The organism is Moorena sp. SIO4E2, assembly GCF_010671945.1.
GTDB lineage: Bacteria > Cyanobacteriota > Cyanobacteriia > Cyanobacteriales > Coleofasciculaceae > Moorena > Moorena producens.
Window position 1 is genome coordinate 1 of record NZ_JAAHIE010000523.1, and the last position, 4,930, is coordinate 4,930.

Annotated in this window: 8 protein-coding genes; 2 read left to right on the plus strand and 6 right to left on the minus strand. The window is 46.2% G+C overall.

Features of this window, described 5'->3' with window-relative positions; all coding sequences use genetic code 11:
• Nucleotides 1-82 precede the first annotated feature (82 nt).
• Together F6K37_RS32080 and F6K37_RS32085 are read right to left on the minus strand one after the other, a co-directional pair.
• The gene (locus F6K37_RS32080) at nucleotides 83-1,594 is read right to left on the minus strand and encodes a DUF1800 domain-containing protein (RefSeq protein ID WP_287254647.1); all 1,512 of its coding nucleotides are present in this window, start codon (nucleotides 1,592-1,594) and stop codon (nucleotides 83-85) included.
• 98 nt (nucleotides 1,595-1,692) lie between these two features.
• Nucleotides 1,693-1,833 (minus strand): hypothetical protein, encoded by a 141-nt coding sequence (locus F6K37_RS32085; protein ID WP_154659691.1) that lies wholly within the window; start codon nucleotides 1,831-1,833, stop codon nucleotides 1,693-1,695.
• A gap of 13 nt (nucleotides 1,834-1,846) precedes the next feature.
• Between F6K37_RS32085 and F6K37_RS32090 the strand changes: the two genes are divergently transcribed.
• Together F6K37_RS32090 and F6K37_RS32095 are read left to right on the plus strand one after the other, a co-directional pair.
• Nucleotides 1,847-2,089: a hypothetical protein gene (locus F6K37_RS32090; RefSeq protein ID WP_143764194.1), complete on the plus strand. Its 243-nt coding sequence runs from the start codon at nucleotides 1,847-1,849 to the stop codon at nucleotides 2,087-2,089.
• Between the two features lie 89 nt (nucleotides 2,090-2,178).
• Entirely contained in the window at nucleotides 2,179-2,442 is a 264-nt protein-coding gene (locus F6K37_RS32095) for a hypothetical protein (protein ID WP_008180428.1), read from the plus strand.
• A gap of 47 nt (nucleotides 2,443-2,489) precedes the next feature.
• Here F6K37_RS32095 and F6K37_RS32100 read toward each other — a convergent pair whose 3' ends face one another.
• The 4 genes from F6K37_RS32100 to F6K37_RS32115 all read right to left on the minus strand — a co-directional run.
• Nucleotides 2,490-2,906 (minus strand): ribonuclease HI family protein, encoded by a 417-nt coding sequence (locus F6K37_RS32100; protein WP_008180426.1) that lies wholly within the window; start codon nucleotides 2,904-2,906, stop codon nucleotides 2,490-2,492.
• Nucleotides 2,907-3,019: 113 nt separating this feature from the next.
• Nucleotides 3,020-4,090, minus strand: coding sequence for a WD40 repeat domain-containing protein (locus tag F6K37_RS32105; protein WP_287254641.1), 1,071 nt, complete (start codon nucleotides 4,088-4,090; stop codon nucleotides 3,020-3,022).
• Nucleotides 4,091-4,113: 23 nt separating this feature from the next.
• On the minus strand, nucleotides 4,114-4,569 hold the full coding sequence (locus F6K37_RS32110) for a heavy metal-responsive transcriptional regulator (RefSeq protein ID WP_287254643.1): 456 nt from the start codon (nucleotides 4,567-4,569) through the stop codon (nucleotides 4,114-4,116).
• A gap of 73 nt (nucleotides 4,570-4,642) precedes the next feature.
• On the minus strand, nucleotides 4,643-4,930 hold a 288-nt coding region (locus F6K37_RS32115), incomplete at its 5' end, for a hypothetical protein (RefSeq protein WP_287254645.1).

Here is a 4,930-nt window from a genome sequence, read left to right on the forward strand (position 1 = left end):
TTCCCTACTCCCTACTCCCTACTCCCTATTCCCTATTCCCTATTCCCTGTTCCCTATTCCCTATTCCCTGTTCCCTAAGATACTACCGATACATCATTTCTGGACTGCCTAAAATCAAGGCGGCTCGTAGCTTAGCGGGACTACTGTCGATGACTTCTTTGGTTTGGTCAGAAAAGTGATTGGCTAGGGTTTTCCTGAGTTGGACAGCATCTACAGGTTTACGCTTTTCTTTAGGTTGACGCTGCTCGAAATTACCATTGGCTAATGCAGTGGCAAAGCTGACCCGGCGAATCATCCCATCTGGACTGAGCCAAGCCTTCTCAGTGTTTTTGTAACCATTGGGAGTTGGGCAGCCGTAGATGGGCATTCCTAGCTGACGGATAATACCAGAGAGGGTTTTCCATTTGGGCTTTTTACTGCCTGTAGCTCGCACTGCTGAGATGATGTAGTGATAGGGGGATTTAAATTTACTGTTGTAATACTGAGTGTCCCAAAATTCAGGGCTTTGAAATAGGGTTTCTAGAACCTTACGAATATCCCCATCGGTCTTCAAAAAGCGTTGGGCGAGAGTGTCTACTAGCTTTGCTGGTGGCTGATCAGCTACAAAGTACTGGGCTAATTTATAGCTAATGTAATGGGCGGTGGAGGGATGACGAGCCAGAAGGTCTAGGGCTTGCTCTCCTTCTAGGCTGCCACTACCTGGAATCGGTGTACCCAGCAAAACCTTATCACTGTAATCATGGCGCTTAGTTTGGAAATAAAATCCCCTACTGTCACCGTGTTTACCCTCACGGTCAGTAGTCCAGCCAGTCAAGATCCGCGCTAAGGTAATTACATCCTCTTGGGTGTAGCCACCATCTACTCCTAGGGTGTGGAGTTCCATCAGTTCCCGAGCATAGTTTTCATTAAGCCCTTTGTATCGACCACGAGCTCCTGGACTTCCTGGTGCAGTGTTTTGGTGATTGTCTAAATAGAAAAGCATGGCGGGATGGTGAGCTGTAGCACCTAACAAATCCCGAAAACGACCAAGGGCATGGGGTCTAATGGCATCTTGTTCAAAGGAACTAACCCAGATCCGATTCAATCCCTTGCTATCAAAAACATTGAAGTGGTTGAACCAGAAGTCTACCATTACTTCCTGAAGCTGTTGAGGGCTAGCGATCGCTCTGATTAAACGGGCTTCCAATCCCTGCTGCCTAGGTATTTGCGATTGCTTTTGAGCCTGCTTGCGTTCTTGCTGACTCAGCTGCCGTTTCTTTTTACCTTGTGGTGGTGCATAGCCTTTCCATACCTCCACTGGATTCAGTTCCAGGGTTTCTAAATTATTGAGTTGTTTCCTCAGTTGTGGCGGTTCAGGGATAGATTCTGGGGAAAGTTGGGACTTAATATAAGCATCAACCCCCATGGATTTTACCCGTTCGATGTCCCCAGGGCGAGGACCAAAACTAACGCGATTGAGGACATGTAATACTTTCGGGTCAGTAGATAAACTGGCTGCGTGCCAGGGCTTGGGTAGTGCCCATAGGAGGATGACTGCCAAGATTAGCCCTAAGAGCCAGTAGACAGGCTTAAGGTTCAATTTTCCCAGATACATTGGTTTTAGGGAGTAGGGAGTAGGGAGTAGGGGGAAAAGTTTTGTTAGTAGTGGTTTCTGGCACGGGGAGGGGGGAGTAGAAAAAAATCCTGTGTACCTCACTCGTGATGGAAATTGCGGTTGATTAGTTCCTCAACACTGAGGGATCTGGCCACTGGATGATAAGCCACAATTGCCGTTGGCAGTGCCTTTGGTAGACTGGTCTGAATGCAACTGCTGACCTTCATCCTTTTTTTCATACTAATGCGACTAATGCGATCGCGAAGCGTGACCAAAGGTCAATCGCGTTTGGCCGTAGGCCACGCTACGCGAACGCGCAGCGTCGGCAATGCCTATAGCGTGACCAAAGGTCAATCCCATGGTACAGCAGCAGCAAAGTCTGGCAACAATCAAGCCCATCCCATCACTAGGTGTTCAGCCGTTGCGCAGCCCGAAAATACCGGAAGTAGGGTACTTTACCTAACTCTGTTCTCGCTTCAAGCATTAGAATATTAAGAATTGTGTCTAAGTCTTGCTAGAGATTAGTCAAGAACGGATGCAAGACATCAGCAATTCTTAATATTCAAATCCAAAACAGAAACAAAATGGCAAAACATACCAAGGCTTTCATGTCCCGAACCGTAAAAAAGAATGAGCCTACTGGGGTCAAGTATATGACCAAAAACCAGATGGAGTACTATATGGGTGCCAAGCTTATAGAAATTGGGGTTGAGCCGAAATCAGCTATTTATCGATGGTCAGTAGAAAGCAAAGAAAACGATAACGAGGAAGTTTGGACTTACGCTGCCTACTGGGCAGATTCCAAAGAGCAACTGTTGCAAGAGGAGCAGGCATCAAAAGATAACTGAGGTAAGCATTCAGCTGACAGCTGTCAGCTGAATGCTTACGTTTACTTCTAGGACTTTTCCAAATCGATACAGTCATTAGCTAACTGGTCAGCTTCAAGGTTTTGGGTTTTGTTAATCCAGATTAATTCGTAGAAATCAAGTTTATCAAGAAGGGTTTTTGCTCGGGTATGAAAGCTAACCAAATTGTTGTTTTTAACCATATAATCCCCATGGAGCTGGTTAATTACTAGTTCGCAATCTCCATAGATTTTGGCTTGTTTTGCTCCAAGCTTTAGAGTCTTCTGTAGTCCAAGGATTAGTCCCATATACTCAGTTTGGTTTTGGGTAGTAAATCCTACGTATTGAGACACTGGATAAACCTCACCTTGATACTGAATTATAGCACCACAGGCGGACTGATTAGTTCGTCTTTTGCTGACACCATCGAAATGAATAATAGCAAGATTATTCGATTTATCTGTCATGATCTTGTTTAGCTTGTAAGGTGGGCAAAACTAGTTTAGTTATTTTGAGTATTCTAGATAATGGAAGTTTGCCCACGCTACTGTAATTGATATTGTTTTGACAAGCAAATCCCTTACTGAGTCACTGCTACCTCTGTTGTATTCGCCTGCCAAATGTTTATCGTCCGATCAAATCCCCCAGTAGCCAGTAAACGTCCATCCCGACTAAAGGCAACGGATTGTACCCAATCTTGATGTCCAGTCAACCAAGCAATCTGCTTACCAGTGTTCAAATTCCACAACCGAACCCCATCACGACTAGCACTAGCCAGAATTGTGCCATTAACTGGATTAATTGCGATCGCACGAATTTTGCCAGTATGTTTGGCCAAGGTATACTTAAGCTGCCAAGTCTTTGTATCCCAGACCCTAATCTTACCGTCATAACCACTGCTGACTAGGGTTCTACCATTAGGGGTAAAGGCTAGGGCACTAGTGATACCTTGATGAGCTCGAATCACGTAAAGCGGTTGTCCTGTGTTCAGATTCCAAATTTTAATCGTGCCATTTTTGAGTCCACTGACCAAGGTTTCGGCCTTGGGATGAAGCGCTAGGGAATAGGTTGGATGATCAAAATTTGCCAGAGTGTAAAGGGGACGTTGGTTTCTGAGGTCCCACACCCGAATACCATCCAATCCCCCAGTCACTAACACCTTACTATCTGAGGTCATAGCTAGGGAAAGCAAATTGCTTCTATGCCCTAGAAAAGTACGGGTATAGTCTCCTGTGTAGTCTTGCTGATTCCATTGCCACAAGTTGACCCCACCATCCTCCCCGACACTAGCCAGAATTGTCCCATCAGCACTAAAAGCCATGTCAGACACTGAGGTTTGGTGTACTCGCAGGCTATCAATTTCACGACCGGTTTTCAGCCACCATAATTTCAGATGGGCATCACTCCTGCTCCCCCCACTGAGTAGCACTCGCCCACTAGGACTAAATGACAGAGCATCCACAGCGGTAGAATGGGCTTGAATAGTACGCACTAATTGAGGAGTTCTCCAAGATTGAGCCTGGGATGAAGCCATTTCCGGTATAGCTGCAACCATTAGCCCCAGTCTTGATTCCCTAGCGTAGGTGGTACTGGTGACCACTGTCATGATCCCGAGCACAGTTCCCAAAATCGCCAACGGTATTTTTTTCATGGTTGTTGTTCGCGTAGCGTGGCCTATTGGCCAAGGTTAGGGCAAATCGTCTTACTTTTCACCGCGTCAGGGGGATGTTCTTGCCAACCGGAGATTATACCCAACAACTCGGACTTTAGTAGTTCCAATGCTTCTATTTGTTCAGTGATTCCCTCAATTTTGAGCAGTAGATGCTGCTTAACTGCTCCACAAGGTAACTCACCAAAGTCATGGATTTTGAGGATGTCTTGAATCTCACTAAGGCTAAGTCCTAGGGATTGGGCACGTTTTATAAAAGCCAGTCGATTCAGCACCTGCCTGGTAAACAGGCGATAGCCAGAAGGGGAGCGGGTTGTGACTGGCGTAAGCAGACCAATCTCTTCGTAATAGCGAATGGTCTTAACGGGTAACCCGCTATGACTAGCTACCTGACCAATTTTGAGCCATTCCTGTGAATTGGTCAAAAGGTCATTGGTAATTGGTAATTGGTAACTTACCACTGATAACTATGCTCTCCCCTTTGTTTCCCCTATTGCCTTAGGGATGAACAGTTTGATCTTAAAACAACTTGACCTATCGAGGTGGTTGACGTCGAGGTTGACCTCGATGTGATTGACCCTTGACAGCACTCAACATCGGTAATGGTGGACGGGAAGAACTGGGGGGAAGATAGCGCTCGACAGGCTGCTCAGCCAGTTCAGTTTGCTGACTTTGGCTTTGCCACCAACGGACTGCCACTGCTATTCCCACCATCATCAGTCCAAAACTGAATAATGACCAGCGTCCGCCTACACCACCAATGACAGCATCCACCGCTCCGATAATCACGATGAAGCCTGAGATTGGCTCTTTACGATAAGC

Bases quoted from the DNA above. Each gene is read 5' to 3' on its own strand.
- F6K37_RS32095 (WP_008180428.1), top strand. From the start codon at position 2,179: ATGGCAAAACATACCAAGGCTTTCATGTCCCGAACCGTAAAAAAGAAT.
- F6K37_RS32090 (WP_143764194.1), top strand. From the start codon at position 1,847: ATGCGATCGCGAAGCGTGACCAAAGGTCAATCGCGTTTGGCCGTAGGC.
- F6K37_RS32085 (WP_154659691.1), bottom strand. From the start codon at position 1,833: ATGAAAAAAAGGATGAAGGTCAGCAGTTGCATTCAGACCAGTCTACCA.
- F6K37_RS32100 (WP_008180426.1), bottom strand. From the start codon at position 2,906: ATGACAGATAAATCGAATAATCTTGCTATTATTCATTTCGATGGTGTC.
- F6K37_RS32080 (WP_287254647.1), bottom strand. From the start codon at position 1,594: ATGTATCTGGGAAAATTGAACCTTAAGCCTGTCTACTGGCTCTTAGGG.
- F6K37_RS32105 (WP_287254641.1), bottom strand. From the start codon at position 4,090: ATGAAAAAAATACCGTTGGCGATTTTGGGAACTGTGCTCGGGATCATG.